This window comes from Pseudoselenomonas ruminantium, assembly GCF_900104055.1.
Classification (GTDB): domain Bacteria; phylum Bacillota; class Negativicutes; order Selenomonadales; family Selenomonadaceae; genus Selenomonas_A; species Selenomonas_A ruminantium_C.
Genome location: NZ_FNJQ01000011.1, coordinates 1 through 14,615, shown reverse-complemented (window position 1 = coordinate 14,615; position 14,615 = coordinate 1). Strand labels below are relative to the sequence as shown.

Genomic DNA, 14,615 nt, shown 5'->3' with positions numbered 1-14,615 from the left:
CAGGAGTTGAATCCTGCGAGAGCTTTTGTTATGCTGTCATTTAGTCGCGACGGATAAAATCGGCGATGGAGCGGCGTACGGGTTTTTCAGCTGGTGCAGCATTGGTCTGGCCAATGGCTTCAGCCAGTCCCGGAATATGTTTGCTGGGTTCGGCGTGACGCATGGGCGCAGCATCGGCAGCATTGATGGTGGAAAGGGTGGGGACGCCGCGGATGGAAGCAGGTGCCGGTGTTATGGGGACGGAAGCAGCGCTGGTCTCCGGTGGTACGGCGGCTCCGGCTGCTGTGGCCGACAGGGATGGCGTAATGGGCACATCCCGGCTGGTCAGTTTTACTTCCAAGGTATCGCCGTTCTTCACCGGATCGATGAAGTCCACGGGCTGGCCATTGACGAGAATGGTGAAGTTCACGCGGCTGGTAGCAGCGGGAGGCTGGAAGTTGACAGCCAGCAGGGCATCGCTGACGGTAGTCGTCATGCGTTCAGATGTGTGGTAGGTCACCTCGCAGCCGTCATCGATGATGGTGCCGGGGCTGGCGGTACGGCCGTTGACCATCAGCTCCACATTGGCGGAGGGAATGGCAAATTCCTTGCCCTCGTAATAGATCATCACGGAGGTATCGGAGTTCTTGATATTCAGGATGTCACCGAGTTTCGGATCTTCATCAGCCATGTATTCCACATGGTCACCCTCGTGGATGGGCATGGAGATGCTGGCGGGGATATCGTTCAGGAGGATTTCCGGTGTGCAGCTATAGGTGGTTTCCTTGCCGTTCAGGGTGTAGTGGATCTTGCGCCCAGTGGGCGGATAGCCGGCGGCTAGCAAGGCTTCGCCGAGGCTTTTGAACTCCCGGCTCTCAATCACATCGCCGTCGGCCAAAAGCTGGTCGGCTTCCGCTTCCTTGCCGTTGACGGTGACTTTCTGACGGATATGTTTTTCCCGGCCATTGATGTAGATGGTGTATTCCTGTCCGGCGGTCACGAGGTCGCCTAACCGTACGGTCGGCGTTGTGCCGTTCTCGCCGGGGATAACCGTGATGCGGGCGCCGTCGCGAATCACGGTATCGAGGTCAGCTTCTTCGTCATTCAGCGTGATCCTGGCAAAGGTGCCCAAAGTGCCCGGGAAGAATTTTTTCTCGGTACCGATGTTGACCATCAGGCCGAGTCCTGGGTGACCATTGTACTTGCGCATGTTGATGCCGGCATTCAGCAGGGCGTCGGACACCGTGAGTTCCCGGAAATTGAACAGGCTGTATTCCTCGTCGTTGACATAGACGGACAGGAAGTGCAGGGTGTTCAGGGAGGCAATCTTCAGGATGCCCAAGGGGGTTACTGCATCCGGATAGTGCAGTTCCTCGGGAATATCCACGATACCGTTGACGGCATCTGGTTTGCGTACGGCCACGCGGTTTTCCGGCATGCCCAGCGCATCGGCCACGAAGTGGGACAGTCCTGGCGTAAGCGAACCGCCGCCTACCAGCATCACGGCCTGCGGGGTATCGCCGTTGAGTTCGAAGATCTGTTTGGCAATGGCGTTGGCCAGGTTTTCGATATTGGGCATTACCGGATCGAGGATATCGGCGGCGGAAAGATTGTATTCCACGCCCAGGATATCGGTAAAATGTACATCTTCGCCCACGGAAGCCTGCCGTTTGATGCGTTCAGCGATATTGAAGTCCAATAGGAAACGCTGACTGATGGCCTCGGTGACTTCATCACCGGCCAGCGGCACCATGCCATAGGCGATGACCGAGCCGTTTTTGGTGATGGCCACGTCGGAGGTACCTGCGCCGATATCTACAAGCACGAGATTCAGATGGCGCATGGTGGGCGGAATCAGCACGTTGATGGCTGCGATTGGCTCCAAGGTTAGGGCGCGCATCTCAAGGTTCGTGGCGTGCAGGGCTGACTGCATGGAGTCGATGACTTGCCGGGGCAGGAAGGTGGCGATAACCACGGCCTTGGCCTTCTTGCCACGCTGCCCAATCAGCATCTTGAGCTGGATATCGTCCAGCACATAGCGGATGGTGCTGTAGCCCACGCAGTAATAGCGGGTGGGATCGTCCACCGTGTGGCTTTCCGCGAGGGCGGCCTGTGCGGCCTGCACACCGGCAAAATCGAGGTTGCGCTGCTGCTCGGCGGTTATGAGGCCATTGACTTCCATCTCCGCTTCGGCGGTCATGGTGTAGAGGGCACGGCCAGCGGCAGCTACAGCCGCGGTCTTGATGGGGCCGGTTTTCTCAATCAGGGAGTTCTTGACCTTTTCAATCACGGCGGCTACCTGCGGGACGTCATGAATCTGGCCGTCCAGCATGGCCCTGGTCTTATGCTCCAATCGGTCTGTAGCGATGACATGGAGATTTTCGTCATCGCCTTCTTCGGCGACAATGCCGATGACGCTGCGTGTGCCGATGTCCAGGGCAAAAATCCGCTCATGCTCCTTGACAGCTTTGGGAGGCGGTGTTTTAATAACATTGATAGCCTCGACAACTTCCGGCCGCAGCTCTTCCGTGGGACTTTCCACCGGTTTGGCTTTTTTGGCCGAGCGGGCCGTGGTTTTTTTTGGCGCAGAGGCTTTTTCTGCAGTTTGTATATCAGTGGTGTTTTTCTTGATTGTTGGCATAAAAAAACTCCTCACTTTGCGTAATTTTAAAAGGTTATTTTTATTATTTCGCGAAATATACATTATAATCCTGTTTTTTGCCGAAAATCTTATGAAAACAGTTATAGAAACGAGTGTGATACTATGACAGGAAATCGAGAAGTTATTACGGGCAGTGATTTTAAGCGCATGGTCTCCGGGGCCTACAGTGAATTCTTGCTGGAGTATGAGGAGATCAACCGCATGCAGGGCGCGGGCAGCATGCCCGGCACGCATGTGCTGCGGACCATGGGGGCGGCCATCATGCCGCTCAAGGATGCCAAAGATGACAGCATCGGCGGTCTGGCTCGCCGGGTGGCTTCTGGGGCGCTCTTCGGTGCCCGGGGCAGTGCCGGCGTGGTGCTGGCGCAGATGTTCCGTGGTTTGGGCAAGGGACTCTTGGGCAAGCACAATGCTACGTCCACAGAGTTTGGCAAGGCCTTCCAGTATGGTATTCTCTACGCTCAGCGTGTGATTCCGGAACAGCCGGAGCGTCCCATCATCACGCTGGCCAAGGAAGTGGCTAAGGGTGCTTATCATGCCGTGCGGGCTAACAAGCCCATCTCCGAGATATTGGAGACGGCTATTGCCGCTGGTGAAAGGGCTTTGGCAAAGATTGGGGAAGAAGATGCAGGGGCGCGGATCATGTTTGCCTTCCTGCAAGGATGCCTGAAGGGGCTGGATGGCAATTTCGTTTCGCCAGCAGTAAGTCTTTCTCTGGGACTTGAAGCGCAGCAGGCGGGACTCCCAGATCCCCGCTTTGATGTGGTCCGTCCGTATTGTGTGCGTTTTTCCGTGAAGAACGTGCAGGTGGATATGAAGGAATTGGAGGCGCATCTCAAGGAATTTTCGTCCTTTGCGCTGGTAGAGCGGGCGGCAACTGGTGTGGATGTGCACCTGCATACCGACCACCCTGGCAAGGTCATCGAGCAGGCTATTGGCTGGGGACCGCTCAAGGGTATCCATGTCACGAATATGAGCGAGCCGCATAGCTTATCTGCCCATGATGCCGTGATGAAGGTAGCTCTTTTGGCCGTAGCAGAAAACAAAGTGCAGGCCAAGGAATTACAGGAGCAGGGGGTGCAGATATTGGTAACGGGCAGCGAGGCGGAAAGCCCGTCGGTGGCAGAGCTGGTCAATGCTGCCCATAGCGATTTGGCCTATGCCTATGTGATGGTGGCCTGGAATCGCGATTTCTGGCAGGCCTTCCGGCAGGTGAAGCGTCTCTTAGGCGAGCGCATCGAGCTGGTGCTCTGCAAAAGCAAACAGCAGCAGGCCGCAGCCATCAAAGCCTTCGATCCGAATCTCACAGCGGTGGAAAATGCCATCGTGATGCGGGAAGCGGCAGAAGAAGCAAAATAATTAGGTTTACATCGATATGAAAAGACGCCCGGGGACTGGTAATGAGTCCCCGGGCTTTGTTTTATTTAATGTCAAAAATATTTTTGAGTTTCTCTGCGGTCATCTCCGGCGTGATAGCCTTCATGCAGGCGTTGGTCTTGTACTTGCATTTTGTCTTGAGACAGCGTTTGCATTCGTGGGGCGTGAGGATGAATTCGTGGCCTTTGGTCAGCGGCCCGTATACATCCGGCTGGGTGGGGCCCCAGAGGGAGAGCGTCCGGCAGCCGATGGCATCGGCGATATGCAGGGGGCCGGTGTCGCAGGAGAGCAGCAGCGTGGCGGACTGCAGCAGGGCTGCAAGTTCCAGCAGGCTGGTCTGCCCGGCAATGGAGATGCTGGTGCGGTCCATCTGGGACTGGGCTTCCTTGATGAAGACTTCATCGCTGGGTGCACCGCAGAAGACAATCTGCACATGTTCCGGCAGGTCTTTCAAAGCCTTGCCGAAGTTTTCCGGTTCCCAGTTCTTGTCCGGCCAGGTGGTGCGGATGGTGACCATCAGGATGGGGCGCTGGGGATCGATGCCATGTTCCTGCCAAAAATTTTCGGCAAAGCCTTTGAGGCTTTCCGGCAGGTTCAGCGTCAGTCCCGGTGTAAAGTTCTTCAGGTCAAAGCCTAAGGGCATCAGGGCGCTCAGGTAGCGCAGCACCTTATGCGGGCTTTCGATATTGGGCGCCATCTCGCTCATGAAGAAGGGATTGCCTTCGTGGCGCTCGTGGATGCCAATGCGGCGTTTTGCGCCCGACAGCCTGGCCAGCAGGCCGGTCAGGAATAATCCCTGAATATCGAGAACCAGATCAAAGTTCCGTGCCTTTAACAGGGCGCGGGCTTTTTTTAGTTCCCGGTATGCGGTGGGCAGGTCAAAACTGGCAAAGGCTTTGTCCAGAGGCCTTCGGTCCCAGACCAGTACTTCGTCGATATCGGGATTTTCTGCTAAGAGTTTGTCTGCCGGCGGGCTGACCATCCAGGTGATATGTGCGTTGGGCTGCAGTTTCTTGAGCTCCCGGGCTACAGGGGTGGCGTGGAGTACATCACCGATGGCAGAGAGGCGCAGGATAAGGATTTGACTCCTGTGTTTATTTTCCATAGAGGTTGGTTTTACCTTTCGTTCATAGTACAATTAAGGAATAGATTTATCTTAGCACAGCAAGGGGAAAATGTCCAAGAGAAAGGGAACGGGCGATGTTAAAAGATATCACGATAAAATCTCTGGCCAGCAGTGAGACGGTGTATCGGCGCGGGGTTGATTATTATAATGATTACCGGGTAGATGATGTGGAGGCTTTGAACCCTGCGGCTACGGAGTGGGCGGCTACGGTTTATGGCTCAGAGGATTATCATGTTCATGTAAAGCTGAGTCAAAAAGGGGACAATGTGGAACGCTATGAATGCGATTGTCCGGCAGCAGAGCAGTATCTGGGGGCCTGCAAGCATGTGGTGGCGGTGCTGAAGGCGATACAGGAAGAGCAGGAGTCGCAGGCGGATATCACACCACGGTTTGCAAGGTCTCAGTCGGCCAAGGAGATATTGCGCGGTGTGATGGAAGAAATGGGGATTGAAACCGCGCGCAGCATGCTGGAGAAAAAGGAGGCATGGTCAGCAAACGGGAAGCAGTCCATGGCGGTGCAGCGGATGTTTGAAGCCTTCCGGGAAGCTGCTGACGAGGATCGGGCGAGGAGGCACGGGACTCAGGCAGAGTTTGGGCATCTAGTGCCCCGGTTGGGCTTTGATTCCTATTATGGCAATAACCGCTTGTGGCTGGAATTTCGTTTTGGGTTGGATAAGCTCTATGTGGTGAAGAATATCGGTAATTTTCTTCAGGCGATGGAACGTGGTGATGATTGGCAGCTGGGCACGAAGAATCAGGTCAATCTCGGGAATGTGCGTTGGGGCGATGAAATATCGGCCAAAATCTACGCCTTGATCCAAAAGTACAGCCGTCTGGAGCAGGGCATGTTTGCGGCGGGTTCAGCCAATCGTTACTATTATATGGGCACTCACTCCTATCTCTTTGATCAGAAGCAGTTTAATCTGACGGATGAGTCGCTCAGGGAATTCTTGGCAATCATGGGCGATACATCCTTTGATATGCGCATTGAAAACGGGGATTGGGAAACGGTCACCACGCGCCAGGGCAATCCCCGGCTGGTGATGGAGCTGCGGGAAAACAAAGGCCATGGACAGCTGCGCATCAAGGATGGTGAGGTGCTGTGCCTGAGTGAGGATGGGCAGATCGTTTACAAAGAGGGCGTGATCTACCAGACGGATGCCAAATTTGCCCGAGGGTTCAGGCCATTGAAGCGCACTTTTGACAGCAGCACTGCCATTGACATCAATACGGCGGATCTGGCGGCTTTCTTTGGTCAGGTCCTGCCGCAGATGGAACTGGCTGCTGAGGTGGAAATCGCACCGAAGTTTCAGGAACAGTATGTGGTACAGCCGCTGGCCGCAGAGCTTTATATCGACTATGAAGGGGACGGCATTGCCGTACGGCCGAAATTTGCCTATGGAGATGCCAGCTTCAATCCTTTGGTGGAAAAGGAACCGCCCCTGCGGGACGGGCGCAAGCTCGTACGGGATGAACGCAGTGAGGAGGAGCTCCTGCTGCGGCTTACACACTATGGCTTCCAGAAAAAGCGGGACCAGCTGGTACAGAAAGATGAGGAAAGAAGCTATGACTTCCTGGTGGAAGAATTACCGAACCTGCCGGATTGGGTAGAGGTGTTCTATTCCGATGCCTTTGCCAACCGGCCCGTGCGGCCAATGCCGAAGGTCACGGCCGGTGTCAGTGTCAACGATACGGATCTTTTGGAAGTTACCTTCAATGCCAAGGACCTGGATTTCAATGAACTCATGGAAATCCTCGATTCCTATCGGCAAAAGCGCAAATATCACCGACTGAAGGATAAGACATTTATCACGCTGGGCGAGCAGCAGATGCAGGCTATTGCCGATTTTGTGGACAACACGGGCATTGGCAAGGCGAAAGCGGATGGTATGAAGGTGGAGCTGCCAATCTCGCAGGCCATGTACTTAGATGAGCTGGCCCGGGCGGATGAATCCTTGCGCTTGGAGCGCAGCCGTGAGTTCCGAGCTATCGTGCGGGATATCCGCCATCCTGAGGATAATACAGCAGAAGTGCCGGAGAGCCTCAAGGGCATACTGCGCGACTATCAGGTCACGGGGTACAGCTGGCTATCCTCGTTGGCTGATTACCATCTGGGCGGCATCCTGGCCGATGATATGGGGCTAGGGAAAACCCTGCAGGTCATCACTTTCCTGCTCGCCAAGCAGGATTACCAGCAGCCGCCATCTTTGGTAGTAGCACCGACCTCGCTGATGTATAACTGGCTCGATGAAATCGAGCGCTTTGCACCGGAGCTCAAGGCCTGTGCTGTAGCCGGAACAAAGGCGGAGCGGGAAAAGCTGCTGGCAGAGGCTGATGCCAGCTTCGATGTTCTGATTACGACCTATAATATGCTCAAGCGGGATATCGATATGTACGAAAAGCGGCGTTTCCGCTATGCATTCTTGGATGAAGCCCAGCATATCAAGAATCCCACCACGCAGAATGCAAGGGCCGTCAAGCGGCTCAAGACCAGTGGCTATTTTGCGCTGACGGGTACACCGATTGAAAATACATTGACAGAATTATGGTCCATCTTTGATTTCCTGATGCCGGGCTATCTGCTGAGCCACAAGAAATTCAAGGACCGCTATGAAACGCCAATCGTGCGGGAGCAGGACGAGCGCAGCCTGAAGGATCTGAAGCGCCATGTGATGCCATTTATCCTGCGGCGCATGAAAAAGGATGTACTCACGGAACTGCCCGATAAGGTGGAGCGCAAGATGGTCAGTTCTATGACGCCGAAGCAGGAGAAGGTCTATCAGGGCTGGTTCCTCAAGAGTCAGAAGGAATTTGCCCAGCAGCTGGCTTCCGGCGAGGACAGCCGCATCAAGATACTGGCCATCCTCACGCGCCTGCGGCAGATTGCCTGTGATCCGGCGATGTTCCTGGAAGGTTATACCGGCGGTTCGGGCAAGCTCGACCAGCTCGAAGAAGTCGTGGGCGAAGCTGTCGAGGGGGGCCACCGCATCCTGATCTTCTCGCAGTTCACGACTATGCTGGCGCATATCGGCGAGCGGCTCAAGCAGCTGGGGATTTCCTATTACTATTTGGATGGTTCGACACCGTCTTTAGAGCGCATCCGTCTGGTCAAGGCTTTCAATGAGGGCATGACGCCAGTGTTCCTGATTTCTCTCAAGGCGGGCGGCACAGGGCTGAACCTTACCGGGGCCGATATGGTCATCCACTTCGATCCCTGGTGGAATCCCGCAGTGGAAGATCAGGCCACTGATCGTGCTTACCGTTTGGGGCAGAAGAACAACGTGCAGGTCATCCGCCTGTTGGCCAAGGGCACGGTGGAGGAAAAGATCTACGAGCTGCAGCAGAAGAAAAAATCCCTGATCGACCAGATGATCCAGCCCGGAGAAAACTTCCTGTCGCGGCTTACGGATGAGGAGATACGGGAGCTGTTCCAGAAATAAGGTTGGTTCATAATCAAGTTACCATTAAGAATTTTACCCTTTCGCCGATAGTATGATTAGAGAGTGTCTAGTCAAGGGAGGGAGAAGAAATGGCAATGATTGCCCATGTGGCAGAGGATAAGCAGAGTTTATTGCAGATAGAATCCGTCTGGCAGAAGATGCAGAAGGATACTTCCCCGCATAAGGAGAAGGAAGATACGGTTATCGGCAAGGCGGCGGAGGTCTATATCAGCAAAGAAGGGCGCAAGCTTAGCGAGGACGCACTTGACCCTTTGAAGCGGCTGTCGCAGACGGATTTTATGACGGATGCAGAAAAGCAGCTGTATAAACTCAGTCAGGAGGAACGGGACAAGGCAGAGTATAGGAAGCAGGCAGCAGAGATTGAAGAGCGGCTGGCTAAAGATTCCAGCTTGACGGACAAGGAACGGGAAGATTTGCAGGCGCAGGCGGATGAACTCAAGGATAAGGGCATGACTTTGGATGACAAGCTCTATGCCCTTTATGACAAGAAGCGTGGTATTGAGAAGAACATTGAGGAAAATGATGGCAAGTATATGGCGGCGGATATTGCCGGTCTGCAAAAGCAGATTGACCAGCTGAATCGGAAAATCTACAATGCTGCCGCAGATATAACCCGCGATGGGAAGCTGAAGGATTTCCTGACACAGCAGGCTTTGAAAGAGCGGGCGGATTTGGGTATTGCTGCGAATAAAGCCAAAATTCGCAATGGGGAATTGGAACTGCGGGACAGTGAGGCATCCATGACTACCCGTGCTGTCGAGCAGATACAGAAACAGGCAGATGAGAACGGCAAACGCCAGCCGACTGCGGCGGATGTGGTGCAGGAAGCCGTAGAAGAGGGCAAGGCCAGAGCTGAGAAAGCCGAGGATGAAACCGGCAGATTGGTGGATAAAGGCAGGGATTCTGCGTTGGAAATGCAAGGCAACTTAACGCAGGAGGGAACCCTGGCAAAGAAGGCAGAAGTCAATGAAAAGATTATCAACCATATAGAAGACATCAAGAAATTGACCGTAGAAGATGCGTTAGAGCGTTGAAAAAAGTATAAAATTGTAGCTGTTCTCCCTCAGGGAGGGCAGCTTTTTAATGTTCTGAATAAAAAATTGACTTTAATAATAAAAAAATAATAAAAATAAAAAACAGGACTTTGACTGTATGAAATCGAATAGTATGTATTGTGTACCTTGTGGAGGTGATATAAATGAAGCAGGAACAAGGTATTGTCTTGGAAACCGTTGATGGCATGGCAAAAGTCCGCATTGCCCGCCATGAGGAATGCGGCTCTTGCGGGGCCTGCGGCGGTGCTCAGCGGGTAGTGGTGGAAGCAGTCAATCCTGTGGAAGCCAGGGCCGGAGACAAGGTGCTTTTCGAGTTCCGGGAGGAGAATGTGCTGACCGGGGCCTTCGTGGTCTTTATCCTGCCGCTGATTTTCGGCGCGGTGGGGGCAGCGATTGGTCATTTTGCAGCACCCTTATTGGACGCGAGTGGCAGCCTGCCTTATGTTTTGGGCGCATTGATTTTCTTCCTTATCGCGTTGATGGTCATCAAGAAGTTTGACCGGCGGGCGGCGAAAAATCAGGCATTAAAACCGGTGATTGTCGAGATTTTGGACAAGCATCAGTCTTGATACATATGGTATTTTAGGAGAGTTACAAGAGGTGATTGTATGTTCGGAAGTTTTCTGGGCGGTATTCATCCCAAGGACGGCAAGGAACTGGCTAAGGACAAGCCGATTGAAAATATGCCGGTGCCCCAGGAATTAGTCGTTCCTATGGGCCAGCATATCGGCGCCCCCTGTGCGCCGACGGTCAAGGTCGGCGATGAGGTCAAGCGCGGGCAGCTGATTGGTACAAGTCCTGCCTTCATGCATGCAGATATCCATGCGCCGGTGTCCGGCAAGGTCGTGAAGATCGAGCCCAGGCCCCATTCGGGTATGGGCAGCTGCCTGAGCGTGGTCATCGCCAGCGATGGCAAGGATGAATGGGCCGATGGCCTGCCGCTTACGCGCAACTGGCAGACCATGGAGAATGCGGAGATTCTCGCGGCAATCCAATCTGCTGGTATCGTGGGCATGGGCGGTGCAACCTTCCCCGCCCATATCAAATTGAAGCCTGCCAAGCCCGTGGATATCCTGATTCTGAACGGCGCCGAATGCGAGCCGTATCTGACGGCCGACTATCGTTTGATGCTCGAAGAGGGTGAAAAAATCATCACAGGCACCCAAATCCTGCAAAAACTTTTGGGCGTCAAACGTACGGTAATCGGCATCGAGGACAATAAGCCTGAAGCCGTCAAGGCCATGCAGAAGGCTGCGCAGGGAACGGATATTGAAGTGGCGGCGCTCAAGACCAAGTACCCGCAGGGCGCGGAAAAGATGCTGATCAAAGTGATTTCCGGCCGGGAAGTACCCATGGGCGGTCTGCCCATGGATGTGGGCGCGGTGGTGCAGAATGTGGGCACGGTGGCGGCGATTGCCGATGCTGTGGAACATGGGCTGCCGCTGACGGAGCGCATTACGACGGTAACCGGCGATGCCATAGCCGAGCCGAAAAATCTGCGCATCCGCATTGGCACGCCCTATCAGGCGGCAATCGACTACTGCGGTGGCTTTAAGGAGCAGCCGAAGAAATTAATTGCCGGTGGTCCCATGATGGGCATGGCCCAGGCCACAGCTGAAGTCCCGGTGATGAAAGGCTCCTCGGGAATCCTGGCTTTGACTGCCAAACAGGTGGATCATGGTCCGGAGATGAACTGCATCCGTTGCGGCAAATGCGTCAAGGCCTGTCCGATGGGACTGGTGCCCAGCATGCTTTCCATCTTGTCGGAGCGTCAGGCTTATGAGGCCTGCCGGGATGATTACGGCCTGATGAATTGCGTAGAATGCGGTTGCTGCACCTTTGTGTGCCCGGCCAAGCGCAATATCGTGCAGTATATCAAGAATGCCAAGGGCGTGATCCGGGCCGAACAGATGAAGGCCAAAGCGGCGGCTGAGGCGCAGAAGAAAGCTCAGGAAGCTGCGGAAGCGAAAAAGGAGGCGGTCAAATGAGTGAGGAAGTAATGAAGAAGGAACCGGAACTCTTTACGGTGTCTGTATCGCCTCATATCCGTGACGATGAAACCATCAGCCATATCATGTGGCAGGTCAATGCGGCGCTTTTGCCGGCCGCGGTCTTTGCCATCTGGTGGTTTGGTATCCCTGCACTTATCAATATGCTTGTCGGTGTGGTCTTTGCAGTTTTAGGTGAATTCCTCTGGCAGAAGGGCATGCATCAGCCGATTACGGCTTTTGATGGCAGTGCCTGCATCACAGGTTTGCTTCTGGCTATGTCCATGTCACCGCTGCTGCCACCCTATATGGTGGCCATTGGCTCTTTACTCGCAATCATCGTGGCCAAGCAGTCCATGGGGGGGCTGGGCTTCAATATCTTCAACCCCGCGCATATTGGGCGCGCGGCGCTGATGGTGTCCTGGCCGGTGGCCATGACTACCTGGACGAAGATGCGGGATGCTGCTGGTGGCGTGGATGCCATGACCAGCGCAACGCCGCTCAATATCCTCAAGATGCAGGGCTATGATGCCCTCGTGGCGACTTTTGGCAGCCAGTCGGACTTGTACTGGAACTTATTTATTGGCACAAGAAACGGTTCACTGGGTGAAACCAGCACGCTGCTGTTGTTGCTCGGTGGCCTGTACCTGATTTGGAAGGGCTATGTGAACTGGCAGGTGCCCGTGACCATGATTGCGACGGTGGCGGTGCTGACCTGGATTTTCGGGCCGTCTGGTCTCTTTACCGGCGATCCCATGTTCCATGTGATGGCTGGCGGTCTGATGCTCGGGGCCTTCTTCATGGCAACGGATATGGTGACCATTCCCATGACCATTAAGGGCCAGCTGATTTTTGCAGTGGGCGCAGGTGCCTTAACCGTGCTGATTCGTCTGGTGGGCGGCTATCCCGAAGGGGTTTGCTATTCCCTGCTGCTGATGAATGCGGTGACGCCGCTGATCGACCGGTTCTGCAAACCGCGGATCTTTGGGGCAGGAGGTGCGAAATAATGGCGAATAACGAACATTCCACGTTCAAGATTGCCTTCAATCTGGCGGCGGCCTGCTTTATCTCCGGCATCGTCATCGGCTCCGTGTATTTTGTGACGGCGCCTGTGGCAGCACAGAAAGCCGAGGAAATGAAGCAGGAGTCCATGAAATCCCTGGTGCCCGAAGCGGAACACTTCACGGAAGTGGCCGGTCATGAGGGCTGGTTTGCGGCTGAAAAGGACGGCAAAGCCATCGCCTATATCGTGCCTGGCGAGAGCAAGGGCTATGGTGGCAAGATCAAGATGCTCGTGGCCGTGACGGCCGATGCCAAGGTAATCGATTTTTCCATCTTGGAGCATAACGAAACCCCGGGGCTCGGGGATAACGCCCAGAAACCTGCCTTTCGGCAGATGTTTGCGGGCAAAGGTGCCGATAAGCTGGAGGTCACCAAAGATCCGGGCAACAGGGAAAACATTCAGGCTATGACGGGCGCTACGATTTCCTCGCGCGCTGTGACCAAGGGCGTGCGGGAGGCCGTGGAGGCGGTAGCCGCCTATCAGGCTGAGGGAGGTGCTAAGTGATGAAGGAACATTGGCAGATATTCAGTAAAGGTTTGATTGCCGAAAATCCGATTTTCATTCTGGCCCTGTCCCTGTGCCCGGCGCTGGCCGTAACGACCACTGTCATCAATGGCCTGACCATGGGGCTTACGGTGACCTTTGTTATCACCACCAATAATGTAGTGGTTTCCATCGTGCGCAAATGGGTGAATCCCAAGGTGCGTGTGCCGGTGTATATCACATCGATTGCGACCATCGTAACTGTCGCGCAACTGGTATTGCAGGCCTATTTCCCCGTGCTCTATAAAGCCATGGGCATCTATCTGGCGCTGGTGGTCGTGTTCGCCATCATCCTGGCCAGAGCTGAGGTGTTCGCGTCAAAGAATGGCGTCTTCAAGTCCTTCCTCGACGGCTTCGGCATGGGGTGCGGCTTTACGCTGGCCATGCTGACCATTGCGGTTATCCGCGAGCTGATTGGCGCAGGCACCATCTTAGGCATGCCGGTCTTCGGCGAAGGGTACGATCCCATGCTGATGATGATCCTGCCGCCGGGCGCCTTTATCCTGATCGGTTATCTCGTGGCGGCTTGCAAGACATGGAATGCCAAGCAGGAAGAAAAAGCCCGCATTGCGGAATTAAAAGCTGGAAAGGAGGCCTAACTCATGGGAGAGTATTTAACATTATTTATCGGCGCTGTCGTGGTCAATAACTTCGTGCTGACGAAATTCTTAGGCCTCTGCATTTTCTTCGGTATTTCCAAGAACCTCAGTGCATCCGTGGGCATGGGCATGGCGGTGACTTCCGTCATGACCATGAGTTCCATCCTGGCCTGGATTGTCTATTTCTTCGTGCTGGAACCTTTGGGGCTGACATTCCTGACCACCATCGTCTTCGTCGTGCTCACGGCCAGCTTTGTGCAGCTGCTGGAACTGGTTATCAAGAAGCAGGCCCCGGCCCTATACAATATGTGGGGCATCTACCTGCTGCTGATTGCCACCAACTGTATCGTGCTGGCTGTGCCGCTTCTGAACGTAGAGAATAATTACAGCCTCCTGAAGAGCATTGTCTTTGCCATCGGCTCCGGCCTGGGCTTTGCCGTCGCCATCATTCTCATGGCCTCCCTGCGGGAAAAGCTGGTCTACGCCAACGTACCCAAACCTTTGCAGGGGATTGGCATTGCTTTTATCTTAGCAGGCATGCTGTCGTTAGCTTTCTTGGGGTTCGCAGGAATGTTGTAACATATATAAATTGCAGTTTGTTGGTGCGAGATTAAATGCAATTGGTTACAGATTTGTGAGGCGGAGGTGGGGATACTTCTTCGCCACTTCACTAAATGACCCGCCAGCAGTAGTACGCGTTATTTTAGTTACCTGCGCCGGGCAGGCCGGCGGCGCGTATGTTCAGCTCAGTTTCCAGCAACG

At 54.4% G+C, this 14,615-nt stretch carries 11 protein-coding genes; 9 read left to right on the top strand and 2 right to left on the bottom strand.

Features of this window, described 5'->3' with window-relative positions; all coding sequences use genetic code 11:
- Window positions 1–40: 40 nt before the first annotated feature.
- On the bottom strand, window positions 41–2,620 hold the full coding sequence (locus tag BLQ59_RS06235) for a cell division FtsA domain-containing protein (protein ID WP_074572035.1): 2,580 nt from the start codon (window positions 2,618–2,620) through the stop codon (window positions 41–43).
- A gap of 123 nt (window positions 2,621–2,743) precedes the next feature.
- Here BLQ59_RS06235 and BLQ59_RS06230 point away from each other — a divergent pair, with 123 nt between their 5' ends.
- Window positions 2,744–4,000 (top strand): DAK2 domain-containing protein, encoded by a 1,257-nt coding sequence (locus BLQ59_RS06230; RefSeq protein ID WP_074572034.1) that lies wholly within the window; start codon window positions 2,744–2,746, stop codon window positions 3,998–4,000.
- 61 nt (window positions 4,001–4,061) lie between these two features.
- On the opposite strand, the gene BLQ59_RS06225 is transcribed toward BLQ59_RS06230, so the two are convergent.
- Entirely contained in the window at window positions 4,062–5,123 is a 1,062-nt protein-coding gene (locus tag BLQ59_RS06225; RefSeq protein ID WP_074572033.1) for a glycosyltransferase family 9 protein, read from the bottom strand.
- Window positions 5,124–5,218: 95 nt separating this feature from the next.
- Here BLQ59_RS06225 and BLQ59_RS06220 point away from each other — a divergent pair, with 95 nt between their 5' ends.
- The 8 genes from BLQ59_RS06220 (at window position 5,219) to BLQ59_RS06185 (ending at window position 14,432) form a co-directional block, all read left to right on the top strand.
- Entirely contained in the window at window positions 5,219–8,584 is a 3,366-nt protein-coding gene (locus BLQ59_RS06220) for a DEAD/DEAH box helicase (RefSeq protein ID WP_074572032.1), read from the top strand.
- An 89-nt stretch (window positions 8,585–8,673) separates the two neighbouring features.
- Window positions 8,674–9,639, top strand: coding sequence for a coiled-coil domain-containing protein (locus BLQ59_RS06215; protein ID WP_074572031.1), 966 nt, complete (start codon window positions 8,674–8,676; stop codon window positions 9,637–9,639).
- Between the two features lie 164 nt (window positions 9,640–9,803).
- Complete coding sequence (locus BLQ59_RS06210) at window positions 9,804–10,229, top strand: SoxR reducing system RseC family protein (RefSeq protein ID WP_074572030.1); 426 nt, start codon at window positions 9,804–9,806, stop codon at window positions 10,227–10,229.
- A 39-nt stretch (window positions 10,230–10,268) separates the two neighbouring features.
- Window positions 10,269–11,648, top strand: coding sequence for an electron transport complex subunit RsxC (gene rsxC / locus BLQ59_RS06205; protein ID WP_074572029.1), 1,380 nt, complete (start codon window positions 10,269–10,271; stop codon window positions 11,646–11,648).
- Window positions 11,645–12,655 (top strand): RnfABCDGE type electron transport complex subunit D, encoded by a 1,011-nt coding sequence (locus BLQ59_RS06200; protein WP_074572028.1) that lies wholly within the window; start codon window positions 11,645–11,647, stop codon window positions 12,653–12,655. The genes rsxC and BLQ59_RS06200 overlap by 4 nt, the downstream gene beginning before the upstream one ends.
- Window positions 12,655–13,215 carry an RnfABCDGE type electron transport complex subunit G gene (locus BLQ59_RS06195; protein WP_074572027.1) on the top strand — a complete coding sequence of 187 codons (561 nt, stop codon included), beginning with the start codon at window positions 12,655–12,657 and terminating at the stop codon, window positions 13,213–13,215. The genes BLQ59_RS06200 and BLQ59_RS06195 overlap by 1 nt, the downstream gene beginning before the upstream one ends.
- Window positions 13,215–13,853, top strand: a complete 639-nt coding sequence (gene rsxE, locus BLQ59_RS06190) for an electron transport complex subunit RsxE (protein WP_074572026.1) — start codon at window positions 13,215–13,217, stop codon at window positions 13,851–13,853. Before BLQ59_RS06195 ends, rsxE begins: the two co-directional genes overlap by 1 nt.
- A 3-nt stretch (window positions 13,854–13,856) precedes the next feature.
- Window positions 13,857–14,432 (top strand): electron transport complex protein RnfA, encoded by a 576-nt coding sequence (locus BLQ59_RS06185; RefSeq protein ID WP_014423536.1) that lies wholly within the window; start codon window positions 13,857–13,859, stop codon window positions 14,430–14,432.
- The last annotated feature ends 183 nt before the right edge of the window (window positions 14,433–14,615 follow it).